The organism is Collinsella sp. AM20-15AC, from assembly GCF_003471405.1.
Lineage (GTDB): Bacteria > Actinomycetota > Coriobacteriia > Coriobacteriales > Coriobacteriaceae > Collinsella.
This window is the reverse complement of sequence record NZ_QRJA01000031.1, coordinates 1-21,054: the sequence shown is the minus strand read 5'-3', so window position 1 is coordinate 21,054 and position 21,054 is coordinate 1. Positions and strand designations below refer to the sequence as shown.

The 21,054-nt window shown below is 61.0% G+C and carries 19 protein-coding genes and 1 other RNA gene; 18 read left to right on the top strand and 2 right to left on the bottom strand.

Annotation, left to right across the window (positions count from 1 at the left end; translation table 11 throughout):
* Positions 1-530: 530 nt before the first annotated feature.
* The 5 genes from DW233_RS10365 (at position 531) to gatB (ending at position 5,720) form a co-directional block, all read left to right on the top strand.
* Positions 531-683: a hypothetical protein gene (locus tag DW233_RS10365; protein ID WP_199574628.1), complete on the top strand. Its 153-nt coding sequence runs from the start codon at positions 531-533 to the stop codon at positions 681-683.
* A 281-nt stretch (positions 684-964) separates the two neighbouring features.
* Positions 965-1,894 carry a class C sortase gene (locus tag DW233_RS09005; protein WP_158567844.1) on the top strand — a complete coding sequence of 310 codons (930 nt, stop codon included), beginning with the start codon at positions 965-967 and terminating at the stop codon, positions 1,892-1,894.
* A 324-nt stretch (positions 1,895-2,218) separates the two neighbouring features.
* Positions 2,219-2,530, top strand: coding sequence for an Asp-tRNA(Asn)/Glu-tRNA(Gln) amidotransferase subunit GatC (gatC, locus tag DW233_RS09000; RefSeq protein ID WP_117716772.1), 312 nt, complete (start codon positions 2,219-2,221; stop codon positions 2,528-2,530).
* A complete protein-coding gene (gatA, locus tag DW233_RS08995; protein ID WP_118267848.1) occupies positions 2,530-4,044 on the top strand; it encodes an Asp-tRNA(Asn)/Glu-tRNA(Gln) amidotransferase subunit GatA in 1,515 nt (504 codons plus the stop codon). The genes gatC and gatA overlap by 1 nt, the downstream gene beginning before the upstream one ends.
* Positions 4,044-5,720 carry an Asp-tRNA(Asn)/Glu-tRNA(Gln) amidotransferase subunit GatB gene (gene gatB, locus DW233_RS08990; protein WP_055287078.1) on the top strand — a complete coding sequence of 559 codons (1,677 nt, stop codon included), beginning with the start codon at positions 4,044-4,046 and terminating at the stop codon, positions 5,718-5,720. The genes gatA and gatB overlap by 1 nt, the downstream gene beginning before the upstream one ends.
* 353 nt (positions 5,721-6,073) lie before the next feature.
* On the opposite strand, the gene DW233_RS08985 is transcribed toward gatB, so the two are convergent.
* Entirely contained in the window at positions 6,074-7,078 is a 1,005-nt protein-coding gene (locus tag DW233_RS08985; RefSeq protein ID WP_147357150.1) for an AraC family transcriptional regulator, read from the bottom strand.
* A 114-nt stretch (positions 7,079-7,192) separates the two neighbouring features.
* Between DW233_RS08985 and DW233_RS08980 the strand changes: the two genes are divergently transcribed.
* From DW233_RS08980 to DW233_RS08960, 6 genes are all read left to right on the top strand, one after another.
* Positions 7,193-9,016 carry an ABC transporter ATP-binding protein gene (locus DW233_RS08980; protein ID WP_199574627.1) on the top strand — a complete coding sequence of 608 codons (1,824 nt, stop codon included), beginning with the start codon at positions 7,193-7,195 and terminating at the stop codon, positions 9,014-9,016.
* Positions 9,017-10,774, top strand: coding sequence for an ABC transporter ATP-binding protein (locus tag DW233_RS08975; protein ID WP_118267845.1), 1,758 nt, complete (start codon positions 9,017-9,019; stop codon positions 10,772-10,774).
* Between the two features lie 195 nt (positions 10,775-10,969).
* Positions 10,970-11,215, top strand: a complete 246-nt coding sequence (locus DW233_RS08970) for a DUF6110 family protein (protein WP_055250999.1) — start codon at positions 10,970-10,972, stop codon at positions 11,213-11,215.
* 78 nt (positions 11,216-11,293) lie between these two features.
* Entirely contained in the window at positions 11,294-13,309 is a 2,016-nt protein-coding gene (locus tag DW233_RS08965; protein WP_233547978.1) for a heavy metal translocating P-type ATPase, read from the top strand.
* Positions 13,310-13,452: 143 nt separating this feature from the next.
* Entirely contained in the window at positions 13,453-13,806 is a 354-nt protein-coding gene (locus tag DW233_RS10280; RefSeq protein ID WP_158567843.1) for a hypothetical protein, read from the top strand.
* Positions 13,803-14,318, top strand: coding sequence for a PIN domain-containing protein (locus DW233_RS08960; protein WP_158567842.1), 516 nt, complete (start codon positions 13,803-13,805; stop codon positions 14,316-14,318). Before DW233_RS10280 ends, DW233_RS08960 begins: the two co-directional genes overlap by 4 nt.
* A gap of 58 nt (positions 14,319-14,376) precedes the next feature.
* Here the strand turns inward: DW233_RS08960 and DW233_RS08955 are convergent, their stop codons facing one another.
* Entirely contained in the window at positions 14,377-14,811 is a 435-nt protein-coding gene (locus DW233_RS08955) for a hypothetical protein (RefSeq protein WP_118267839.1), read from the bottom strand.
* 239 nt (positions 14,812-15,050) lie between these two features.
* Here DW233_RS08955 and ssrA point away from each other — a divergent pair.
* The 7 genes from ssrA to nagB all read left to right on the top strand — a co-directional run bounded on the left by ssrA (position 15,051) and on the right by nagB (position 20,945).
* Positions 15,051-15,414: a transfer-messenger RNA gene (gene ssrA / locus DW233_RS08950) on the top strand.
* Positions 15,415-15,999: 585 nt separating this feature from the next.
* A complete protein-coding gene (locus DW233_RS08945) occupies positions 16,000-16,878 on the top strand; it encodes a patatin family protein (protein WP_118267837.1) in 879 nt (292 codons plus the stop codon).
* Between the two features lie 194 nt (positions 16,879-17,072).
* Positions 17,073-17,516 (top strand): 50S ribosomal protein L13, encoded by a 444-nt coding sequence (gene rplM, locus DW233_RS08940; protein ID WP_022094635.1) that lies wholly within the window; start codon positions 17,073-17,075, stop codon positions 17,514-17,516.
* 2 nt (positions 17,517-17,518) lie between these two features.
* Positions 17,519-17,914: a 30S ribosomal protein S9 gene (gene rpsI, locus DW233_RS08935; RefSeq protein ID WP_022094634.1), complete on the top strand. Its 396-nt coding sequence runs from the start codon at positions 17,519-17,521 to the stop codon at positions 17,912-17,914.
* Positions 17,915-18,037: 123 nt separating this feature from the next.
* Positions 18,038-19,375, top strand: a complete 1,338-nt coding sequence (gene glmM / locus DW233_RS08930; RefSeq protein ID WP_118267835.1) for a phosphoglucosamine mutase — start codon at positions 18,038-18,040, stop codon at positions 19,373-19,375.
* Positions 19,376-19,476: 101 nt separating this feature from the next.
* Positions 19,477-19,944 carry a PTS glucose transporter subunit IIA gene (locus tag DW233_RS08925; protein ID WP_306421699.1) on the top strand — a complete coding sequence of 156 codons (468 nt, stop codon included), beginning with the start codon at positions 19,477-19,479 and terminating at the stop codon, positions 19,942-19,944.
* A 272-nt stretch (positions 19,945-20,216) separates the two neighbouring features.
* Positions 20,217-20,945, top strand: a complete 729-nt coding sequence (gene nagB, locus DW233_RS08920) for a glucosamine-6-phosphate deaminase (protein WP_055251013.1) — start codon at positions 20,217-20,219, stop codon at positions 20,943-20,945.
* The last annotated feature ends 109 nt before the right edge of the window (positions 20,946-21,054 follow it).

Genomic DNA, 21,054 nt, shown 5'->3' with positions numbered 1-21,054 from the left:
TTCGACGAACAGCCGATCGTGTCAACCTTGGTCTAACAGAGCCTTTTTTTTGGGATAACACAGCCAGCCTTCATCGTCCGATGCGGGCACGTTCGTCATCGCGTTTCTTGACTCGTATGAAGTTCGGTTTAAGGTCCGTAGGCGCACGCGCGGTGCGGACGGTAGAAGACATTTGCGCCGCGCGTGCAAATTAAAATGCCCGGGGTTCGGAGTTCGGACATTTAACAACACCGGAAACTGCTCACTCGCGCTTTCGAACACTTACGCGGGGCGTGTCGTTTCCTGTAACGATTGTATCCCGAATCGCCCCGCCGATTCGGGACATTTGAAAACGCAAACACGTCGGGCAAACCCGGGCAAACCCGGACAATGCGGCCAGGCTCCGCCGGACGATGAACCGTGTTTGTGACTATCGAACAAATGTTTGTCAAAATCGCGTTTACCAGCTGTGGGTGCATGCATTCGCAGTAAAATGGCCTTGCGACGCATCCCGTGCGCGGGCGGCCGACGACTCGATCGGAGGTCACCATATGCTGAAATTCCTTAACGCGCTCGCCGCCCTCGCGGCGGTGGGCTCGTTCGTCATCGCGTTTCTTGACTCGTATGAGGTTCGGTTTAAGGTCCGTAGGCGCACGCGCGGTGCGGACGGTGGAAGGCATTTGCGCCGCAACAAGCGCAAATAAGAATGCCCGGGGGTCGGATCCCGGGCATTTAACAACGTCGGAAACTGGTCGCCCGCGCTCCTAAGTACTTACGCGGGGTGCGTCGTTTCCTGTAGCTATTGTATCCCGAATAGCCCCGCCGATTCGGGACATTTTTAAAACGCAAATGCGGGCCCATACTTGCGCTGTGCAATGCTGTCAGGCTGCGTTGTCCGGTGCATGAGTTTGCTAATCGGCTATTATTTGTTTAGACAACTTGAGTTGTAGAGGAGTGACCGGCGATGGTGCAGGGCGCCAAACATATGAAGAGCAATAACGCCGCGGCCAACGGTGGCTCAAGCCCTCAGCCCAAACCTCAGCCCAAGCCCAAGCCCAAGCCCAAGCGCCGCCGCAAGCGACTGCCGCGCTGGGCCGACCGGCTCATCACCATCGTGATCATCCTTGTTGGCGTGGGCCTTATGACCTGGCCGTGGATCTTGGACCGGCTCGAGGCCTCGGGCGTGTTCAACCAGATCAGCACCGTGTCCAGCACCGTGGACGCGCTGTCTGCCGAGGAGCGCGAGCGCATCCTGCTCCAGGCGCGCTCCTTTAACGAGCAGCTGGCGGGCGAGGCCACCGAGCTTCCCGCCGACCAGATCGAGCCCTACGCCCAGCAGCTTATCTTTGACCGCGACCCCATGATGAGCTGGGTCGAGATCCCCTCCATCGACGTGAGTATGCCCATTTACCACGGCACGAGCGAGGAAGTCCTTATGGCGGGCGTCGGCCACCTGGAGGGCACGAGCCTGCCGGTGGGCGGCACCTCGACGCATTGCGTGCTCACCGCGCACTCGGGCATGCGCAACCTGAGCATGTTCGACGACATCCATTCGCTGGAGCCCGGCGACTTGGTGCTGCTGCACACCATGAACAAGACGCTCGCCTACAAGGTGGTCGGCTCCGAGGTGGTGCTGCCCGAGGAGATGGAGTCGCTGACCATCGAGCCCGGCGCCGACAAAGTGACGCTCGTCACCTGCACGCCCTACGGCGTGAACGACCATCGCCTGCTGGTGCATTGCGTGCGCACCAAGTACAGCAAGAAGGACGTCGACAAGCAAAAGTCGCTGGCCGGCCGCCACTGGGGCAAGCGCGAGTTTGCCGTGCTCATTGTGGTCGTAGCCATTGTGCTGTTGCTGTTGGACATCGTGATCCACGCGGTCCGCAAGCGCCGCAAGGCCAAGGCCTCGGCATAAGACATCGTTCAGAACCACCACAATGAGGACAGGCACCTTTGTGGTGGTCGGGGCTTCCAAACCATCACAACATTCGATGAAAATCTCGATTTTGGCGAAAAGTGTCGAATGTTGTGATGGTTTTCATTATGGACGGCGCGGTTTTCATTGTGGGCGGGACGGTTTTCGCTGTGGGCGGTGCGGTTTCGCTGCAGAACCGCCAGCCTGCCGCCTGCCAACCGCCGCCCTCGTTACGTTTTCGCTGCATTTAGGTAAAGCACCTGCTCCAAGCGGCGTTGCCTTGTATACTAGAGCGGTTTATCTGTTATGCGGAAGGGAGCGCCTATGGCACTCAGCGAGAAAGATGTGCGCGGCATCGCCGAGTACGCAAAGATCGCACTGACCGATGACGAGCTCACCCAGATGACGTCCTACATGAATGACGCCGTCCAGATGCTCGAGCCCGTCCTGCAATATGACTTACCCGACGTGGAGCCCACGTTCCATCCCATCGGAAGCCTGTCCAACGTGATGGGCGACGACCTGCGCGAGCCCGAGCGCGACCTGCCGCTCGACGTCGCGCTCGAAAACGCCGGCAGCGCGCGTGAGCGCTACTTCCGCGTGCCGTCCATTTTGGGAGAGGGGGAGAGCGAATAATGGCGCTAAGCTTCGATTCCCTTACCGCCGCCCAGATCGCCGCGGGCGTTTCCGCCGGCGACTTTACCGCTACCGAGGTGGCCCAGGCCTCCCTTGCAGCCATCGAGGCGCGCGAGGGCGGGGTCCAGGCATTCCTGCAGGTGGCGCCCGAGCTTGCGCTCGAGACCGCTGCGCGCGTGGATGCCGACCGTGCCGCAGGCAAGCCGCTGCCCCCGCTCGCGGGCGTGCCGCTGGCCATCAAGGACAACATGAACCTCGTGGGCACATGCACCACCTGCGCTTCCCGCATGCTCGAGAACTACCAGAGCGTCTACACCGCCACCTGCGTCCAGCGCATGCTCGACGCCGGCTGCCTGCCCATGGGCAAGGCCAACATGGACGAGTTTGCCTTTGGCAGCTCCACCGAGAGCTCGGCGTTCCACCGCACCAACAACCCCTGGGATACCGAGCGCGTGCCCGGCGGCTCTTCGGGCGGCTCCGCTGCCGCCGTCGCCGCGGGCGAGGTCGCGCTCTCGCTGGGCTCGGACACCGGCGGCTCCATTCGCCAGCCGGCGTCGCTGTGCGGCGTGGTGGGCTTTAAGCCCACGTATGGCGCCGTGAGCCGTTACGGCGTGGTTGCCTTTGGCTCGTCGCTCGACCAGGTGGGGCCCTTTGGCCGCACGGTCGAGGATGTCGCGCTGGCCATGAACGCGCTCACCGGCGCGGGCCACGATCCGTACGACTGCACCAGCCAGGATTGCGCCGTCGACTTTACCGAGCATCTCAACGACAGCATCGAGGGCAAGCGCGTGGGCATCATCCCCGCGTTTATGGAGGCCGGGGGCCTGACACCCGAGGTCAAGGCCGCTGTTCAGCGCGCCGCCCAGGAGCTGCAGAACCAGGGCGCCGAGCTGGTTGAGGTCGACCTGCCGCACCTGGATGCCGCCATCGCTGCCTACTACGTCATCGGCCCGGCCGAGGCGTTCTCCAACCTGGCGCGTTTCGACGGCATTCGCTACGGCTATCAGGAGGAGGGCTGCGCCAACCTGTCCGACCAGAGCTCGCTGTCGCGCGCCCACGGCTTTGGCGCCGAGGCCAAGCGCCGTCAGATGCTCGGCGCCTACCTGCTGAGCTCGGGTGTGTACGACAAGTACTACTACGCTGCGCAAAAGGCCCGCACGCTCATCACGCAGGACTACGACGCCGCGTATGCCAAGGTGGACACCATCCTCATGCCCGCCTCGCCACGCACGGCCTTTAAGTTTGGCGAGATCAGCGACCCCACGCAGATGTACCTCTCCGACCTGTACACCATTTCGCTCAACATTTGCGGCAACGGAGGTATCTCGGTGCCGCTGGGCCTGGGCGAGGATACTCATCTGCCCGTTTCTGCCCAGCTGGTTGGTCCGGCCTTTAAGGACCGTCAGCTGCTCACGTTTGCCCGCGCCCTGGAGCGCGGCTTTGCCGATGCCGCCACGGGAGCGCCCGCGCTTTCCGTCGCGCCCGATTTTGCCGGGAAGGGAGGCGAGCTGTAATGAAGGAGCTTTCCGAGGTCCTGCAGGATTGGGAGGCCGTGATTGGCCTGGAGATCCATACCGAGCTCACCGCGCTCGATACCAAGATGTTCTGCAACTGCAAGCTCAGTCACGATGACGAGCCCAACGCCAACGTGTGCCCGGTGTGTCTGGGCCTGCCCGGCGCCCTGCCGGTGCCCAACAAGCGCGCCATCGAGAGCATCGTCAAGGCCGGCCTCGCCACCAACTGCGAGATCCAGCGCCACTCGATGTTCTACCGCAAGCACTACTTCTATCCCGATATGGCCAAGAACTTCCAGACCACGCAGGGTCCGGTTGCCTTTGCCATGTACGGCCACCTGGACCTGGACGTGACCGGTCGCGGTGCCGCCGAGCGCCCCGACTGCGCATTTGGTGAGGCCGAGGCCCAGAGCCTGGCGAGCGCTTCGGCCAACGCCGAGGGACTGTCCACGTCCATGACGTCGACCATGCGCGAGGGCAACCAGCGCGCCGGCCACCTGGCCAGCTACGATGCATCCAACCTGCAGATGCCCGAGCGTCGCGAGGACGGCTCCTACACGGTGCCCATCCGCATCCTGCGCATCCACATGGAGGAGGACGCCGCCAAGATGGTGCACGTGGGCGGTGCCGAAGGCCGCATTACCGCCGCGGCCGAGTCGCTCGTCGACTACAACCGCTGCGGCACGCCTTTGATTGAGCTCGTGACTGAGCCCGACTTGCGTACGCCCGAGGAAGCGCGCCTGTTTATGGAGAAGCTCCGTCGCATCTTTGTGACGCTGGGCATTTCCGATTGCTCCATGGAGAAGGGTTCCATGCGCTGCGACGGTAACGTGTCGCTGCGCCGCCGCGGCGAGACCAAGCTGGGCACCAAGACCGAGCTTAAGAACCTCAACTCGTTTAAGAGCCTGCATGACGGCCTTGCCTATGAGATTTGCCGCCAGGCCGAGGTGCTCGAGGAGGGCGGCATCATCTATCAGGAGACCCGCCACTGGGAGCCCAGCCGCAAGCGTACCGTGGTCATGCGTGTGAAGGAGACGGCCGACGACTATCGTCTGTTCCCCGATCCCGATCTGGCGCCGTTCGACCTGGACGACGAGTTCATCGACCGTTGCCGTGGCGAGATCCCCGAGCTGCCCGATGCCAAGCGCGCCCGTTTTGAGGCCGACTTTGGCATTAAGGCGGCCGATGCCGAGCAAATCGCCGGCGACCCCGAGTTTGCCGACTTCTTTGAGGCCGCCGCTGCCGGTATGGCTGGCAAGGAGGCCCAGACGGTCGCAAACCTGCTGGTGAACGAGATGATCGCCTACCTTAAGGGTGCGGGTGTGTCGCTGGCCGAGTCCGGTATCGCGCCGGCTCAGGTGGCAGCTCTTGCCAAGCTGCTGGCGACCGATGCCATCAGCTCCAACCAGGCGCACGAGGTCTTTGAGGCCATGGCCCAGACCGGCGACGATCCCAACAAGATCGTCGACGAGCGCGGTATGCGTCAGGTGAGCGATGCCGGCGCGCTGCAGCCGATCGTGGACGAGGTGCTGGCAAACTGTGCCGATCAGGCGCAGCAGTATCGTGACGGCAACCAGAAGGTCATCGGCTTTTTGGTGGGCCAGTGCATGAAGGCGAGCCGCGGCAAGGGCAACCCCAAGCTCTTCAACGAGTTGCTGAGAACGTCGCTCTCGTAGCTGCGAGGCCGGGGAAGCCCCGAGTCGCCGGGGTATTTCCTCCAAATTTCAAACAGTCCTATGCAAGACGAAGGCCACGTTTAGTGGCCTTCTTTGCATGCGGAACTCATTTGGAGCAAACACCCCGGCGACTCGGGGCTTCCCCGGCCAGACGACTCGGCCGTTCGGGTCAGGCGGGGCTGAATGGAATAGAGTGAATGGGCGTGCCGTCGGCACGCCCATTGTTTTGAAGGGAACTCATTGAGAGGCAAGGCCCTGCGCCCGGCCCCTCGGTTCCGTAACGACTCGGCCGTTCGGGTCAGGTAGGCTGAATGGAATTTGGTGAATGAGGGCGCCGTTGGTGCCTTCATTCTTTATATATGTTGGGAGCGCCAGGCGGTGGGGGTGGTGCCGGTGTGTTGCTTGAAGGCTTGGGCGAAGGCGGCCTGCTGAGGGTAGCCTAGACGCTCTGCGACCTGCGCTATCGTGAGCGAGCTATCGGCCAAAAGGTCCTGTGCTCGCTCCATACGGCGTCTGCGAATGTAGGCACCCAGGGACTCGCCGGTTTGGGCCTTAAAGGTGGCGCATAGCTTGGAGCGGCTTGTGTAGAGCCTCTCGGCTACCTCGTTGATACCCACACGTCTGCCTGTGTCGAGCGTGCGCTCAATCATTGCCGTTGCTTCTTCGGCAATGGTTATGCTGACGCGTGTGTCCGCCGCCTGCCGTGCCTGCTTGTGGGCCGCGCGCGAACAGGCGAGCTCCGCGACCATGGTCTCCACGATGCCCTGCATATAGACGTGTCCGCCTACGGTGCGGGCGCGTTCCTCGTTAATCCTGCGCAACGTGTGGCAGATGGCAGACGTCGCTTCCTCGTGCCATGGCTCGGCAAACGCCTCAAAGACCCCTGCGAACTCGGTGGGATAGCGGTGCTCCAGTTCGTCAAAATAACCGGGCAAAAAGAGCACCGAGCGCGAGTGATAGAGCCGCCCTGCAAACAGTGGGCTTAACTCCTCGCCACAGTTATCTTGGATAAAGCTGCACACGGCATTGTTTGGCCACGGTCCATGCAGGGGTTTAAGGTTCGCAGGCGTTATGCCGGCTTCGGGCATGCACATGAGCGTGGGCGCGCTGACCTCGCTCACGCACGCGTACGGTTCGGGTGTGTATTCGGCCAGGTACATATCGTGCGTCGGGGTAATGTAATGCTCCATGACGATGCAGGCAGGGGAGAGGGGCATGATCCATGCGCGTCCGTGCGCCCGATCGTTTGCCACCTCGCCGGTAAAGACGGCGCCCTTGCCGGTAAGCTCCAGGCCAAACTGCTCAAACTGCGGTGCGTAGAGCTCGGTTATGTCGGTCGCTGCCCGCCGTATTTGCAAAAGCGTCCCTTTCCTTTGCAGAAACGTCCACGCCTGGCCCAATTGTGTGCCTTGGCTAACACGCCCATGATAAGTTTCTTACGGTTAACTCTCAAGCCGTTAGAAAGGAATCTCATGGCAAAGGGATCAAAAAAGGAAGGTGGCGGCATCGGCGAGCTGCTTGCATATGCCGGTGAACGTAAATTCCTAACGTATTTGGGCATGGCCCTCTCGGCGCTCTCGCAGCTGCTGAGCTTTGGCCCGTACGCGTGCATCTGGCTTGTTGCGCGAGATCTTATCGCCGTGGCGCCCAACTGGAGCGAGGCCGCCAATATCGCGACGTATGGCTGGTGGGCCGTGGGGTTTGCGCTGGCAAGCATCGTGGTCTATTTCGTGGGGCTCATGTGCACGCACCTGTCTGCGTTTCGCTGCGCGTCCAATATTCGCAAGACTACGAGCGAGCACCTGCTTAAGCTGCCGCTTGGCTACTTTGACACACACGCCACCGGTGAGCTGCGCCGTATCGTAGACGGATGCGCCGCTTCCACAGAGACTTTGCTCGCACACATGCTGCCCGATATCGCAGGCGCCGCCGCCATGGTCGTGGGCTTGCTCGTGCTGCTTTTCGCCCTCGATTGGCGCTTGGGCGCGGCGTGCCTCATTTCGGTGGCCGTTTCGTTTTGCGCCATGGCCACCATGATGAGCGGCAAGGGCGCCGAGTTTATGAAGGCCTACATGGGCGCGCTGGTCAAGATGAACAAGACCGGCACCGAATACGTACGCGGCATCCCCGTGGTCAAGGTATTCCAGCAGACGGTCTACTCCTTTAAGGCGTTCCACGATGCGATCGCCGAATACGCCGACATGGCACAAAGCTATGCGGGCACGTTTTGCCGAGGTCCGCAGGTACTCAACCTTACCGCGCTCAATGGTCTTGTGACATTCCTGTTGCCCGTGGCGTTGCTGTTGGCGCCGGGCGAGAAGGACTTCGCGCATTTTATGGCCAACTTCACGTTTTACGCGATATTTTCGGCCGTGGTACCGACGGCCATGACCAAGCTCATGTTTGTGGGCGAGGCCTCTCAGATGAGTGCCGATTCGCTGGCTCGCATCCGAAGCATCATGGATTCCAAGCAGCTCTCCGTGCCTGTCCAGCCCAAGCACCCCGCCGGTAGCGATGTGCGCTTTGAGGACGTGAGCTTTACGTACGAAGGTGCCGAAGCACCTGCCGTTAGCCATGTGAGCTTTAACGTTTCCGCGGGTAGCACCCTCGCGCTGGTGGGTCCCTCGGGCGGAGGTAAGTCAACCTGCGCAAGCCTGATCCCGCGTTTTTGGGATGTTTCCGCAGGTCGTGTGCTCGTAGGCGGTGTGGACGTTCGCGACATAGATCCGCACGAGCTTATGGACCAGGTCGCCTTCGTGTTCCAGACCAACCAGCTGTTCCGGCAAACACTTGCCGATAACGTGCGTGCCTCCAAGCCCACGGCCACTGATGACGAAGTGCGTGCGGCCCTCTCCGCAGCTCAGTGCGACGACATTGTGGCCAAGCTCCCGCAGGGTATTAACACCATGCTCGGTGCTGGAGGGGCATATCTTTCGGGCGGCGAGGTGCAGCGCGTGGCACTCGCCCGCGCGATTCTTAAAGACGCACCTATCGTGGTGCTCGATGAGGCCACAGCGTTTGCCGACCCCGAGAACGAGGCGCTCATCCAGCGTGCCTTTAGCAAACTGGCGGCGGGTCGCACAGTCATTATGATCGCGCACCGGCTTTCGACCGTGGTGGGGGCCGACAAGATCGTGGTGCTCAACCAAGGTAGCGTGCAGGAGACTGGCACCCATGCCGAGTTGCTGTCCCAAGAGGGTCTGTATGCCAAGATGTGGGCCGAATACGAACAGGCCGCGAGCTGGAAGATCACTGCTGCCGCGGATGCCGCTGTCACGAAGGGAGGCGAGGCCTAAATGTTCGCCTCATTCCAAAAGAAGTATTTCCTATCCGATAAAGGCGTCGCCGGCGTAAAACGCGGCATTTTCTGGACCACGCTCACTAATCTCATTACCATGGCCGGCATGGGCTTATTGTTCCTGGTCATGGCCGGTTTTGTCGAACATCTCGCCACCGGTGCCGACCTGCCGGATGCCCTGCCGATTGTGGGCGGCCTCCTGGTCTTTTTCGTGTTGCTCTTTGCCTCTAACTGGCAGCAGTATTACTACACCTACTGCATTTTTTACGAGGAATGCGGCAAGCAGCGTATGGAGATTGCCGAGCGCTTGCGCAAACTGCCGCTGTCGTTTTTTGGTCGTCGTGATCTGGCCGATTTAACCGAGACCATCATGGGCGACGTCCAGGCCATGGAGCACGCCTACAGCCACGTGCTGGGAGAGCTTTGGGGTGCCATCATCGCAAGCGCCATTGTGTTCGTGGCGTCGCTGTTCTTTTGCTGGCAGCTGGCGATCGCGGCGTTTTGGAGCGTGCCCGTGGCCTTTGCCGTGCTGTATCTGACACGCGGCCCCATGACCCCGGTGTTCGACCATGTGCGCGCCGAGAAGGTCAAGGTTACCGAGGCGATCCAGGAGACGCTCGACTGCGTGCGCGAGATCCGCGCCGCCAACCAGGAGACTCATTATCTTGAGGGGCTCAACGCCGTGATCGATGCCGAGGAGCGCGAGACCACCAAAGGCGAGCTCGCCAATGGGCTTTTGGTCAACTCCGCCTTTGCCATCCTGCGCCTGGGGATTGCCACCACGTTGGTCACGGGCGCTGCGATGGTCGCCTCCGGCCAGGTCGACTTTTTGATGATGTTTGCCTTCCTGCTTATGGTGAGCCGCATCTATGCGCCCTTTGATCAGGCGCTGATGCTGATGTCCGAGCTGTTTGCCGCCGAGTCGTCGGCCAAGCGCATGCGTTCCATCATGGAAGAGCCCGTGGCGCGGGGCAGCGAGAAATTTGAGCCCGTGGGCCACGATGTGGTGTTCGATCACGTGGCATTTGGCTATGGTGCGGGCGAGGACGGCCGCGCCGGCGAGAAAGTTCTTACCGACGTGAGCTTTACCGCCAAGGAAGGCGAAGTTACGGCACTGGTCGGTCCTTCGGGTTCCGGCAAGTCTACGGTGAGCCGCCTGGCTGCGCGCTTTTGGGACGCCACCGAAGGCACGGTCACCGTGGGTGGCGTGGATGTTGCGAGCGTGGATCCCGAGGTGCTGCTGCGCGACTACGCCATTGTGTTCCAAGACGTGCTGCTCTTTGACGACACGGTGATGGGAAACATCCGTCTTGGTCGTCGCGATGCCACCGATGAGGAAGTGCTTGCTGCCGCGCGTGCCGCCAACTGCGACGAGTTTGTGAGCCGCATGCCGCAGGGCTACAACACCATGATCGGCGAGAACGGCTCCAAGCTGTCCGGCGGTGAGCGCCAGCGCATCTCTATCGCCCGTGCGCTGCTCAAAGACGCGCCTATCGTGCTGTTGGACGAGGCGACGGCGAGCTTGGATGTGGAGAACGAGACCGTGGTTCAGCAGGCGCTCTCCCGTCTGCTTGCAGGTAAGACGGTTATCGTTATTGCCCACCGTATGCGTACGGTGGAAAATGCCGACAAAATCGTTGTACTCAAGGATGGTGTGGTTGCCGAGCAGGGCACTCCGGCGCAGCTCAAGGCGGCAGGTGGAGAATTCGCCCGCATGGTGGCGCTGCAAAAGGAAGCAGCTACCTGGCAGTTGTAAGAAGGGGCAAAGGGACAGTCCCTTTCTCACATTGACAATCGGTTACTCCGCATCGTTAATTTTCAAAAGGTTAGCCATGGCTGACCTAGATAGTTAGATAAAATTGAGATATTTCAAAAGTGTGCTCGAGCAAACTTGTTTACTCGGGTGCTGAGGCACCGTGCCGCGTCCGATGCGGCAAAAGGGAGAAGCAACATGAAGAAGTCGACGTTCAATACCCTGCTTGTCGGTGGCGGTTTTCTGCTTGGCACGGCCGGCATCAAGCTGCTTACCAGCGCTCCGGTCAAGAATGCCTGCGTGCAGGGTATTGCGTGCGGTATGCGCATCAAGAACGGCTACCAGGACATGGTCGAGCAGGCCAAGGCTAATGTCGACGACATGGTTGCCGAGGCTGCTTACATCACCCAGAGCGAGGCCGCTGCTGACGAGGCAGCCGAGTAACGCTCCCAGGCACAAACTATGAGATTCTCGATTATTAGCGAGATCCCCGGCAGGACCCGTCTTCAATTGGCGGGTCCTGTGCCAGAGAGCGATCTCGATGCACTTCTTAAGCTTGGCGGCGACATCGACGGCGTGCACAAGGTGCGCGTCTACGGCCGCATCGGCCAGATGGCACTCGAATACGACGAGTCGCGCCGCGATGCCGTGCTGGCCGCCGTCGGTGCGCTCGACGCTCAGGCCATTGCCGACGCAAAGACGGGTTACGTGATGCAGCTTGAGCCGCGCAAGCACAAGCTCGTTATGGATCTTGCCACGCTTGTCGGCGCCCACTATGCGCGCCGATGGTTTTTGCCCACGCCCCTGCGTGCGGTGTTTGTCGTGGCCGGTTACATGGCATTTTTGCGCGCTGCCCTTCATGAGCTGGCGCAGCCGCGCCTGACCGTTCCTGTGCTCGACGCTTCGGCTATCGGCATTTCGTTCGTCAAGCGTGATGTCGACACCGCGGGCCAGACAATGTTCCTGCTCAACGTGGGCGAGCTGCTCGAGGACTACACCCGCGCCATGAGCGAAAACGAGCTCATCAACTCGCTGCTCGACGTGCCCGACAAGGCACAAAAGGTGGTCGGCGACACCGAGGTGAGCGTTGCCGCTACCGAGCTTGAGCCTGGCGATCTGGTCGCCGTGCGCACCGGCATGTCCATTTGCATTGACGGCGTGGTCGAGCAGGGGAGCGCCATGGTCAACCAGGCGACCCTGACCGGCGAGCCGCTGGCCGTCGAGCGCAGCGTGGGCGACGACGTGTTCGCCGGTACCGTCGTGGAAGACGGCAGCATCTTGGTGCGCGTGCGCGCCAACACGGCGCAGACCAAGCTGCGCTCGATCGTCTCGCTCGTGCAGACGGCCGACTCGCTCAAGTCCGAGGGCCAGTCGCACATGGAAGACCTCGCCAACAAGATCGTCCCGTGGAACTTCCTGCTTGCGGGTCTGGTCGCGCTCACCACGCGCAGCCTTATCAAGACCTCGGCGGCGCTGATGGTCGACTACTCGTGCGCGCTCAAGCTCACGGGTTCCGTCGCCGTCATGACTGCCATGAGCGATGCCGCCAAGATGGGCGTCATGGTCAAGGGCGCGAAGTACTTTGAGTCGTTTGCCAAGGCCGACACCATTGTGTTTGATAAGACCGGCACGCTGACCGAGGCGCAGCCGCGCCTGGCTTGTGTGCTGACGACCGACGGCTGGAGCGAGGACGAGGTCCTGCGCCTTTCTGCCTGCCTGGAGGAGCATTTCCCGCATCCTGTGGCGCGTGCCGTGGTCAACGCCGCCCGCGAGCGCGGGCTCGAGCACCGCGAGCGCCATGCCGCCGTCGAGTACATCGTGGCGCACGGCATCGCTTCGTCCATCGAGGGGCGTCGCGCGATTATCGGCTCGGCACACTTTGTGTTTGAAGACGAGAGCGCGCAGCTCGATTCCGACATTAAGGAGTGCATTGAGTCCCAGATGCAGGGCCTGTCGCCGCTGTATCTGGCGGTCGATGGAAAGGTCGTCGGCGTGCTCGGCATCGAAGATCCGCTCAAGGCCGGGGTCCGCGAGGCCATTGCCGACCTGCATGCGCTGGGCGTCAAGCACGTGGTCATGCTCACGGGTGACTCCGAGCGCACGGCCGAGCGCATCGCGCGCGAGGCGGGTGTCGACGAGTTTAAGGCCGAGCTGCTGCCCGAGGACAAATACGCGTATGTGGAGCGCATTAAGAGCGAGGGGCGCCACGTTGCCATGGTGGGCGACGGCGTCAACGACTCACCGGCGCTGGGCCTGGCCGACGTGGGCCTGGCCATGGGTGGCGGAAGCGACATCGCCAAGGAGGTCGCCGATATCATCCTGACCGATACGGATCTTGCCGCGATCGTGCGCCTGCGCCGCATGAGCCAGGGCCTCATTGATCGTCTGACGAGCTCCTACTCTAAGGTGATGCTCACCAACTCGGCGCTGTTGGCATTGGGTATTACCGGCGCGATTACCCCGCAGACGTCGTCACTGCTGCACAACGGCTCGACGATTGCCTACAGCCTGAGCAACGCAAAGGCGTACCTGCGTTAGCAGACGTGTTCGCCCACGTTATCTGGCCTGCGCCCAGACGGCATCGGTGTCGTCCGAGCGCAGGCCTTTTGCGTTTGACCATGTGCTAGCTTCTCTATATAGTGGTGCTAGCATGGCTAGCAATTGAAGGGGGCGGGATCGACGTGGGTGCTGTTAGTGGCATGGCGCAGGTGAACGTTCGCGTGGATCGACAGGTCAAGAACCGTGCCGAGGAGGCGCTGCGGCTTTCGGGCGGGTCACTGCCCGAGCTCATCAAAAAGGTGGTGGCCAAGGTCGCGCAGGGCGGTGGTTCGTGCGAGGAAGTGCTTGCGGCCGTCGACGACCGGCAGCAGACCGTCGCGCCCGATACGCCGTTCGCCGCATCATGGGCGGTGGCGGATCAGCTTTACGCGGACCTGGGTATCGCCGCGTCGCCCGTATCCGACGATCGCGATTGGGACGCAATCTATTCCGACGCCATGGACGAGCGCTATCGCCAAAAGGGGATGATCCTGTGAGCGGGGCTCCCCTCAAAATAATGGTGGACGCCAACGTATGGGTTGATTCGTTTTGCGTCGACCATGCCGAGTCGCTTGCCGCGCGTGCGTTTATTGGGCAGGCGGCGGAGGCAGGGGCATTGATGTTCTTTCCGGTGCATATCGCCAAGGACGTGCTGTACGTTGTCCAACACGAGCTGAAGCGTAGCGTTCTTGCCAGTGGGGGAGCGCTCGACGAGGCTTCTGCCCGCGCGATTGGCGATGCGGCGCTGGCGTTTGTTCGGAACATGACCGAAAACGCCACGGCCGTGGGTGCAGATGCGTCGGACCTTTGGCTGGCCGACAAATACTTAGCGCTCCATCGCGATTACGAGGACAACTTGGTACTCGCCGCATGCAAACGCGCGCAGGTCGATTACTTGGTGACCAACGATCGCAAGCTGCTCGAACATGCCGATCTTGCAGCAAAGACCCCGCGCCAAATGATGCCGATTCTTGCTTTGGCCAAACGCGGCAGCGCGGTTATCGGTTGACGCGAACTGTTTGCGGGCCCCTTGGACGACGATGCGCCAAGGGGCCCGCGTCTGCTATTTACAAAAGCTCGGCCTTGATGGCGGGACTTTCTGCGAGCTGCTCGGCTGCCTTTTCGTCGGAGCTGTCGAGTGCTGCCAGACTGCGGTAGACCCACTCGTTGACCTGGGTGTTCTTGACGCCTGCGGTCTGCATAAGGGCGCCTACCTCGCGGATTGCTGCGAGCAGATCGGCTTTGGGACCCGCGAGCTCGACCTCGATGCCGTGGTAGGCGGCCACGCCGCGGTTCTCACTCACGTGGTCGATAAAGCCCTCGACGGTCTCAAGCTGCTGGGCGAGTGCTGCATCATCGTCAGCGTCCAGCGCAACAAGGGCGTTCGAAACCGTGAGGGCGGGATGTCCGCAGGGGACAAAGCCTTCGATGACATCCATAGCTTCGGTAATGGTTGAGCCCAGGCCTGCGAGGGCATTGACGAGTTGCTGCTTGGTATCCATAACGGTCCTTTCGACGGGTCAATTTTGCTTGGCGAAAATATACGTGACGCGATCGGTAACAAAAGTGCGAAGTATGGTGCACATTGGGGTCTTCACAGCTCGTGCATAGAGCGGCTGTCTGCCTTTAGAACGTGGTAAGATAGCTATCCACGAGCGGGGTTCACCCCGCGTGTTCCTTGAAAAGTCGACGGTTATCGGGTGTTTGCAGGCCCGATACCATCCAGACTTTCCCGACATCCGGGGGCGACTGGTTTCGACACGATAGCTCTGAGAGAGGAAGCAAGCCGAGGTCTCCTCGCCTCGTTAAACAGGGGTACCGTCAAATTGAATTGACAACAACTCTTCTTTTGAGCCTATGGCTCTCGCTGCTTAGTTTATAGCGGCACGTCAACCCGGTGATTTCCCCGACACCGGCGCGACGTCATGTTAGGGGAATGCTCCTGCGCACGTAATCGGTATGGCGCGGGCTAAGACCGAACCGGTTAGGACGCCGCGAGCGTGTCGCTGCGCGCAAAGCGTCCGAGACAAAACCAGCGACTGAGCTTGGAGATGCCAATCAGGGGGCTTTCGTGGACCGGAGTTCGATTCTCCGCGCCTCCACCATACGTAACAGGCAGGTAGATACTTATATCTACCTGCCTTTTTATTTCCAGTTCGTACCGCGGAGAATCGAACTCTGTGCAGGGCGCGAGCGTTAAGCAAACGCGAAGCGTTTGTAGCGAGCGGGCGAGGACGCCGGCGGGCGGCCGAAGCCGGTGCGGATTTGCGAAGCAAATACGCGGATTCTCCGCGCAAAGCTTCAACCCTATGCAGATGCGATGCCGATCGGACTGCAGCCTGCCATGCCCCGCATCAACGTCGCCCCAGGCGGAAAATCCATCCCAGAATTCCGGTTCAGACTGGGATGCGGTTTCCGGATGACGTTTCAAGCGGAAACCGCATCCCGGAATCGACGCTCGGAATGGGATTCATTTTCCGGATGGCGCCTCAAGCGGAAACTGCAACCCGGAATCCGCGCTCAGAACGGGTCGCGCTTTCCCAACGGCGGTCCAAGCGGAAAGCGCATCCCGTAATCCCGCCTCAAACTGGGACGCACTTTCCGCTGCACCTGCCGCCTCGAAAAACCTGCGCGCCCTCCATTCCAAAACTGGGTAGAAGAAAGCCAAAACGCAATCGCAGGAGGTCAATATGACTGCAGAAGATAAGGCAAAGAACGCCGGCAAGGTCGCGCTCGTCTTGGAGGGTGGCAGTTTTCGTGGGCAGTTTACCGCCGGCGTGCTCGACGTTCTCATGGAGGCCGGTGTTGAAATTCCGGCGGTGTACGGCGTTTCGGCCGGTGCGCTCAACGGCGTCAACTACAAGTCGCACCAGATCGGTCGCACCAACCGAGTCAATTTGACCTTCTGCAACGACAGCCGCTACATGGGCGCCGCGTCGTTTGCGTCCACGGGTTCCATCGTGGGTTACGACTTTATCTTCAACGACGTCCAGGACCGCCTGGATCCTTTTGATAACGAGACGTTCGACGCCAGCCCTATCGAGATGTACGCCGTCGCGACGGACATGCTGTTTGGAACCGCTGCCTACCTGCCGGTCAAAAGCGCCGTGCTCGACCTCGACGCCGTGCGCGCCTCGACGTCGCTGCCGCTGGTGACGCCGCCGGTCGAGATTGACGGGCACAAATACGTCGACGGCGGCGTGGCCGATTCGGTTCCTATCGAGCATGTGCTCGAGGAGGCGGGCTTCGACCGTGCGGTCGTCATCGTCACCCAGGACCGCTCGTATGAGAAAAAGCCCTACGAGTTTTTGCCGGCGGCGCGCGCCCGTTATGCTGACTACCCCTATCTGCTCGAGGCTATCGAGACGCGCCACGACCGCTATAACCTCCAGCGCATGCACCTGTGGAAGTATGAGCGCGATGGCCGCGCGTTGGTCGTCGCTCCGCAAAAGCCGGTCGAGGTCGGCCATGTCGAGCACGATCCGGCAAAGCTTTTGGACCTGTATATCCAGGGCCGTCAGGAGGCAAAGCGCCTGCTCGCGGAAATCCAAGAGTTCGTTGAGCGCTAGCGACGGCGAACCCTCAAAAAATGACAACAGCTAAAGAGTTGGAAAAATCACGGCTCGTGGATGACATGTGCAGAAACTCTGGTCGGAGCCAAAATACCTGTTGACTCGTACGGCGAGCGGGGTAATATGGACGGGTTACTTGCAGAGCCCCGTGAATCTCTGTAACAACACGTACTGTACATGGAGGAGTCTAAGTGATTTCGAAATCGACTCACTACGCCAAGCAGGGCGAGGTCCAGCGCAACTGGGTTCTCGTCGACGCCGATGGTGCTGTCCTGGGCCGTCTTGCCACCCAGATCGCAATGATCCTGCGCGGTAAGAACAAGCCCCAGTTCACGCCCAACAGCGACTGCGGCGACTTCGTTGTCGTCATCAACGCCGATAAGGTCCAGCTTACCGGTAACAAGGCCGACACGAAGACCTATTATCGCCACAGCGGCTACAACGGCGGCCTCAAGGCTGAGAGCTTCCGCCAGGCTATGGAGAAGCACCCGGAGAAGGTCATCGAGCGCGCCGTTCGCGGTATGCTGCCCAAGACCACCCTCGGCCGTGCCCAGATGACCAAGCTTAAGGTCTACGCTGGTGCCGAGCATCCGCATGCTGCCCAGAACCCCACGAAGATTGAGCTGGAGGCTTAAAGATGGCTGAGAACACCGTTGTCTACCAGGGTACCGGCCGTCGTAAGAACGCCGTCGCCCGCGTCCGTCTCGTCCCCGGCACCGGCAAGGTGACCATCAACAAGCGTGACGCCGAGCAGTATTTCGGCCGTCATCAGCTCGTTGAGAACGCCCTTGCTCCCTTCAAGGTGACCGACACCGCCGGTCAGTTCGACGTTATCGCTCTGTGCGATGGCGGCGGCATCTCCGGTCAGTCCGGCGCTCTGCGCCTGGGCATTGCTCGCGCTCTTCTGAACGCTGGCGACTACCGTGCTGACCTCAAGAAGGCCGGTTTCCTTACGCGCGATGCTCGCGTGGTCGAGCGCAAGAAGTACGGCCTCAAGAAGGCCCGCCGCGCTCCCCAGTTCTCCAAGCGCTAAGGTTTTATCTCCTTTCGAGATACAATGTACAAGCGGGGCCTGCCGATTCCTCGGCGGGCCCCGCTTTTCTTTTTCGACTAGAGCGGGCGGTTGCATATCGCCTGCTAGGGAAGGAGCGATCCTATGCCCCAGAACATCTTCGGTACCGACGGCGTCCGTGGCGTCGCCAATGCCGACCTCTCGTGCGACCTCGCGTTTCGCCTGGGCCGCGCGGCGACCAAGTTCCTTGGTCCGGATATCTGTGTCGGCCGCGACACGCGTCTTTCGGGCACCATGCTCGAGAGCGCTCTGACCGCTGGCATCATGGCCGAGGGCGGTCGTCCGCACTGCTGCGGCGTCATCCCCACGCCTGCCGTGGCGCTGCTCACCGTCCAGAACGAGCTCGACGGCGGTATCGTCATCTCTGCTTCGCATAATCCGCCGGAGTTCAACGGCATCAAGTTCTTTAGCCGCAAGGGCATGAAGCTTCCCGACGCGGTTGAGGAAGAGATCAGCGCCTGGGTCATGTCCGAGGAGGCCATGGCTGCCGACACGTTGCCGACCGGCGCCGGCGTGGGCCACATTATCAAGATGAAGGACGCTCGCAAGGCATATGTCGATCATGCCATCGATACGCTCGACGGCCTGAGGCTCGATGGCCTGGTCGTTGCCGTCGACTGCGGCCACGGCGCTTCTTGCCAGACTACGCCCGCCGCGCTGCAGCGCCTGGGCGCCACGGTGCACGCTATCAACACTGATTACTGCGGCACTGACATTAACGTTGAGTGCGGCTCCACTCACCTTGAGCCCCTGCGCGAGCTCGTGCTGCGCACCCACGCCGATATCGGCCTGGCCCACGACGGCGACGCCGATCGCGTGCTGTTCGTGGACAGCGAGGGCAATGAGATCGACGGTGACTACATCCTGGCTATCTGCGGTTCTGACCTTGCCGCTCGCGGCAAACTCGCCAACTCCGAGATCGTCTCGACCGTCATGTGCAACCTTGGCTTCTCCATCGCTATGAAGGAGCAGGGCTTCGAGATGGTCCAGACCGCCGTGGGCGACAGCTACGTTTTGGAGCGTATGCTTGCGGATGGCGCCGTCATCGGCGGCGAACAGTCCGGCCACATCATCTTCCTGGAGCACAACACCACCGGTGACGGCCTGGTGACGGCTCTGCAGCTGCTGGCCGTGCTTAAGCGCACCGGTCGCACCCTCACCGATCTTGCCGGCATCATGAAGAAGTACCCGCAGGTACTCGTCAACGTGCATTCCGACAACAAGGCTGGTCTGGACGATTGCCAGCCCATCTGGGATGCCGTCGCTGCCGCCGAGAAGGAGCTCAATGGTCGCGGCCGCATCTTGGTGCGCCCGAGCGGTACCGAGCCGCTGGTCCGCGTTATGGCCGAGGCCGAGACGCACGAGCTGACCCAGCGCGTTGTCGACGACATCGTCGAGGTTGTCAAGCGCGAACTTCCCTAATGGTCAAAAACGAGTGCCAAGTGGTAAACTGTTAAGGCTATTTTGGTCGATTGGTATGTCCGAGGGGGAGCATGTTCACTAAAGTCCTAAGGTCTTTTGGTATGCGTGGTCGAGTCCTTACGCTGGATGCTCCCATCTCGGGCGACGTCATTCCGCTTTCCGAGGTAAACGACCAGACATTTGCCACCGGCCTTTTGGGCCAGGGCGTGGCGATTCAGCCTACCGGCACGCGTGTGATTGCACCGGCTGATGCCAAGGTCGAGGCCATTTTTCCCACGGGACACGCTGTTGCGCTTAACACGGTCGATGGCTTGGACGTGCTCATCCACGTTGGTTTGGACACTGTTCAGCTTGAGGGCAAGCACTTTACCGTACATGCGCAAGTGGGTGACATCGTCCATAAGGGCGATGTGCTCATTGAGTTCGATCGCGAGGCAATTGCTGCCGAGGGCTATGATGTGACGGTTCCCATCTTGGTGTGCAACTCCGTTGAGTTCTCGAGTATCAAGGGCTCCGTTGGCGTGCATGTCGAAGAGATGGACCAGCTCATCGTTGCTCGCGAGCGCTAGCAAGTGCACGTGGCCATTAGCCTACAATTCAAACACGTTTACGGAGGGCGCCCTTGAAAGAGGACGCCCTCCGTGGCAAGATGGGAAACGTCCGAAGCTAAAAGGCTTCGGGTCACCGTGGACGGGCAGGGGCCTCGACGCGGCTAGACACGAGACACATACATTACGCGACCTCGCCCTGGTGGCCGCACACGTTGGTTGCGGCCGACGCGGGCCGCGGGCAAGTGCTTGTAAGGGGAGCCTTGCCTCTCTTGTACGAGAAAGGACGCGTAATGAAGATCATTAAAGCTAAAGACTACGAGGATATGAGCCGCAAGGCCGCCAATATTATCTCGGCGCAGGTTATCCTCAAGCCCGACTGTGTGCTGGGCCTTGCCACTGGCTCCACCCCGATCGGTGCCTACAAGCAGCTCGCTGCTTGGTACGAGAAGGGCGACGTCGACTTTGCCGAGGTCAGCACCTACAACCTGGACGAGTATCGCGGCCTTTCGCACGACGATCCCCAGAGCTATCACTACTTTATGCGTGAGAACTTCTTCGATCACATTAACATCGACCTGAACAACACGCATGTGCCTGACGGTTCCAACCCTGATGCCGCCGCTGCCTGCTCTGAGTACGACAAAATCGTCGCCGCCGCCGGTTACCCGGATCTGCAGCTGCTCGGCATTGGCAACAACGGCCACATCGGTTTCAACGAGCCCGATGACCACTTCTCCAAGGGCACGCACTGCGTCGACCTCACCGAGAGCACCATTCAGGCCAACAGCCGCCTGTTCGACAGCATCGACGATGTCCCCCGTCAGGCCTACACCATGGGTACCCAGACCATCATGTATGCCCGCATGATCCTGGTCGTCGCCAACGGCGAGGCCAAGGCTCAGGCCGTGCATGACATGTGCTATGGTCCGGTTACGCCCGCGTGCCCGGCTTCGATCCTGCAGCTGCACACCAACTGCGTTGTCGTTGCCGACGAGGCCGCCCTTTCGCTCTGCGAGTAGCGCGAATCCTGCACCTCGACATAGCCTTGCCTAAGGCCTCCGCTTTGCGGGGGCCTTTTTGTTAGGCTCTGTTAGACCAAGGTTGACATAAAAACGATGTCACCGCGAG

Bases quoted from the DNA above. Each gene is read 5' to 3' on its own strand.
- DW233_RS10365 (WP_199574628.1), top strand. From the start codon at position 531: ATGCTGAAATTCCTTAACGCGCTCGCCGCCCTCGCGGCGGTGGGCTCG.
- DW233_RS09005 (WP_158567844.1), top strand. From the start codon at position 965: ATGAAGAGCAATAACGCCGCGGCCAACGGTGGCTCAAGCCCTCAGCCC.
- gatC (WP_117716772.1), top strand. From the start codon at position 2,219: ATGGCACTCAGCGAGAAAGATGTGCGCGGCATCGCCGAGTACGCAAAG.
- gatA (WP_118267848.1), top strand. From the start codon at position 2,530: ATGGCGCTAAGCTTCGATTCCCTTACCGCCGCCCAGATCGCCGCGGGC.
- gatB (WP_055287078.1), top strand. From the start codon at position 4,044: ATGAAGGAGCTTTCCGAGGTCCTGCAGGATTGGGAGGCCGTGATTGGC.
- DW233_RS08980 (WP_199574627.1), top strand. From the start codon at position 7,193: ATGGCAAAGGGATCAAAAAAGGAAGGTGGCGGCATCGGCGAGCTGCTT.
- DW233_RS08975 (WP_118267845.1), top strand. From the start codon at position 9,017: ATGTTCGCCTCATTCCAAAAGAAGTATTTCCTATCCGATAAAGGCGTC.
- DW233_RS08970 (WP_055250999.1), top strand. From the start codon at position 10,970: ATGAAGAAGTCGACGTTCAATACCCTGCTTGTCGGTGGCGGTTTTCTG.
- DW233_RS08955 (WP_118267839.1), bottom strand. From the start codon at position 14,811: ATGGATACCAAGCAGCAACTCGTCAATGCCCTCGCAGGCCTGGGCTCA.
- DW233_RS08945 (WP_118267837.1), top strand. From the start codon at position 16,000: ATGACTGCAGAAGATAAGGCAAAGAACGCCGGCAAGGTCGCGCTCGTC.
- rpsI (WP_022094634.1), top strand. From the start codon at position 17,519: ATGGCTGAGAACACCGTTGTCTACCAGGGTACCGGCCGTCGTAAGAAC.
- glmM (WP_118267835.1), top strand. From the start codon at position 18,038: ATGCCCCAGAACATCTTCGGTACCGACGGCGTCCGTGGCGTCGCCAAT.
- DW233_RS08925 (WP_306421699.1), top strand. From the start codon at position 19,477: ATGCGTGGTCGAGTCCTTACGCTGGATGCTCCCATCTCGGGCGACGTC.
- nagB (WP_055251013.1), top strand. From the start codon at position 20,217: ATGAAGATCATTAAAGCTAAAGACTACGAGGATATGAGCCGCAAGGCC.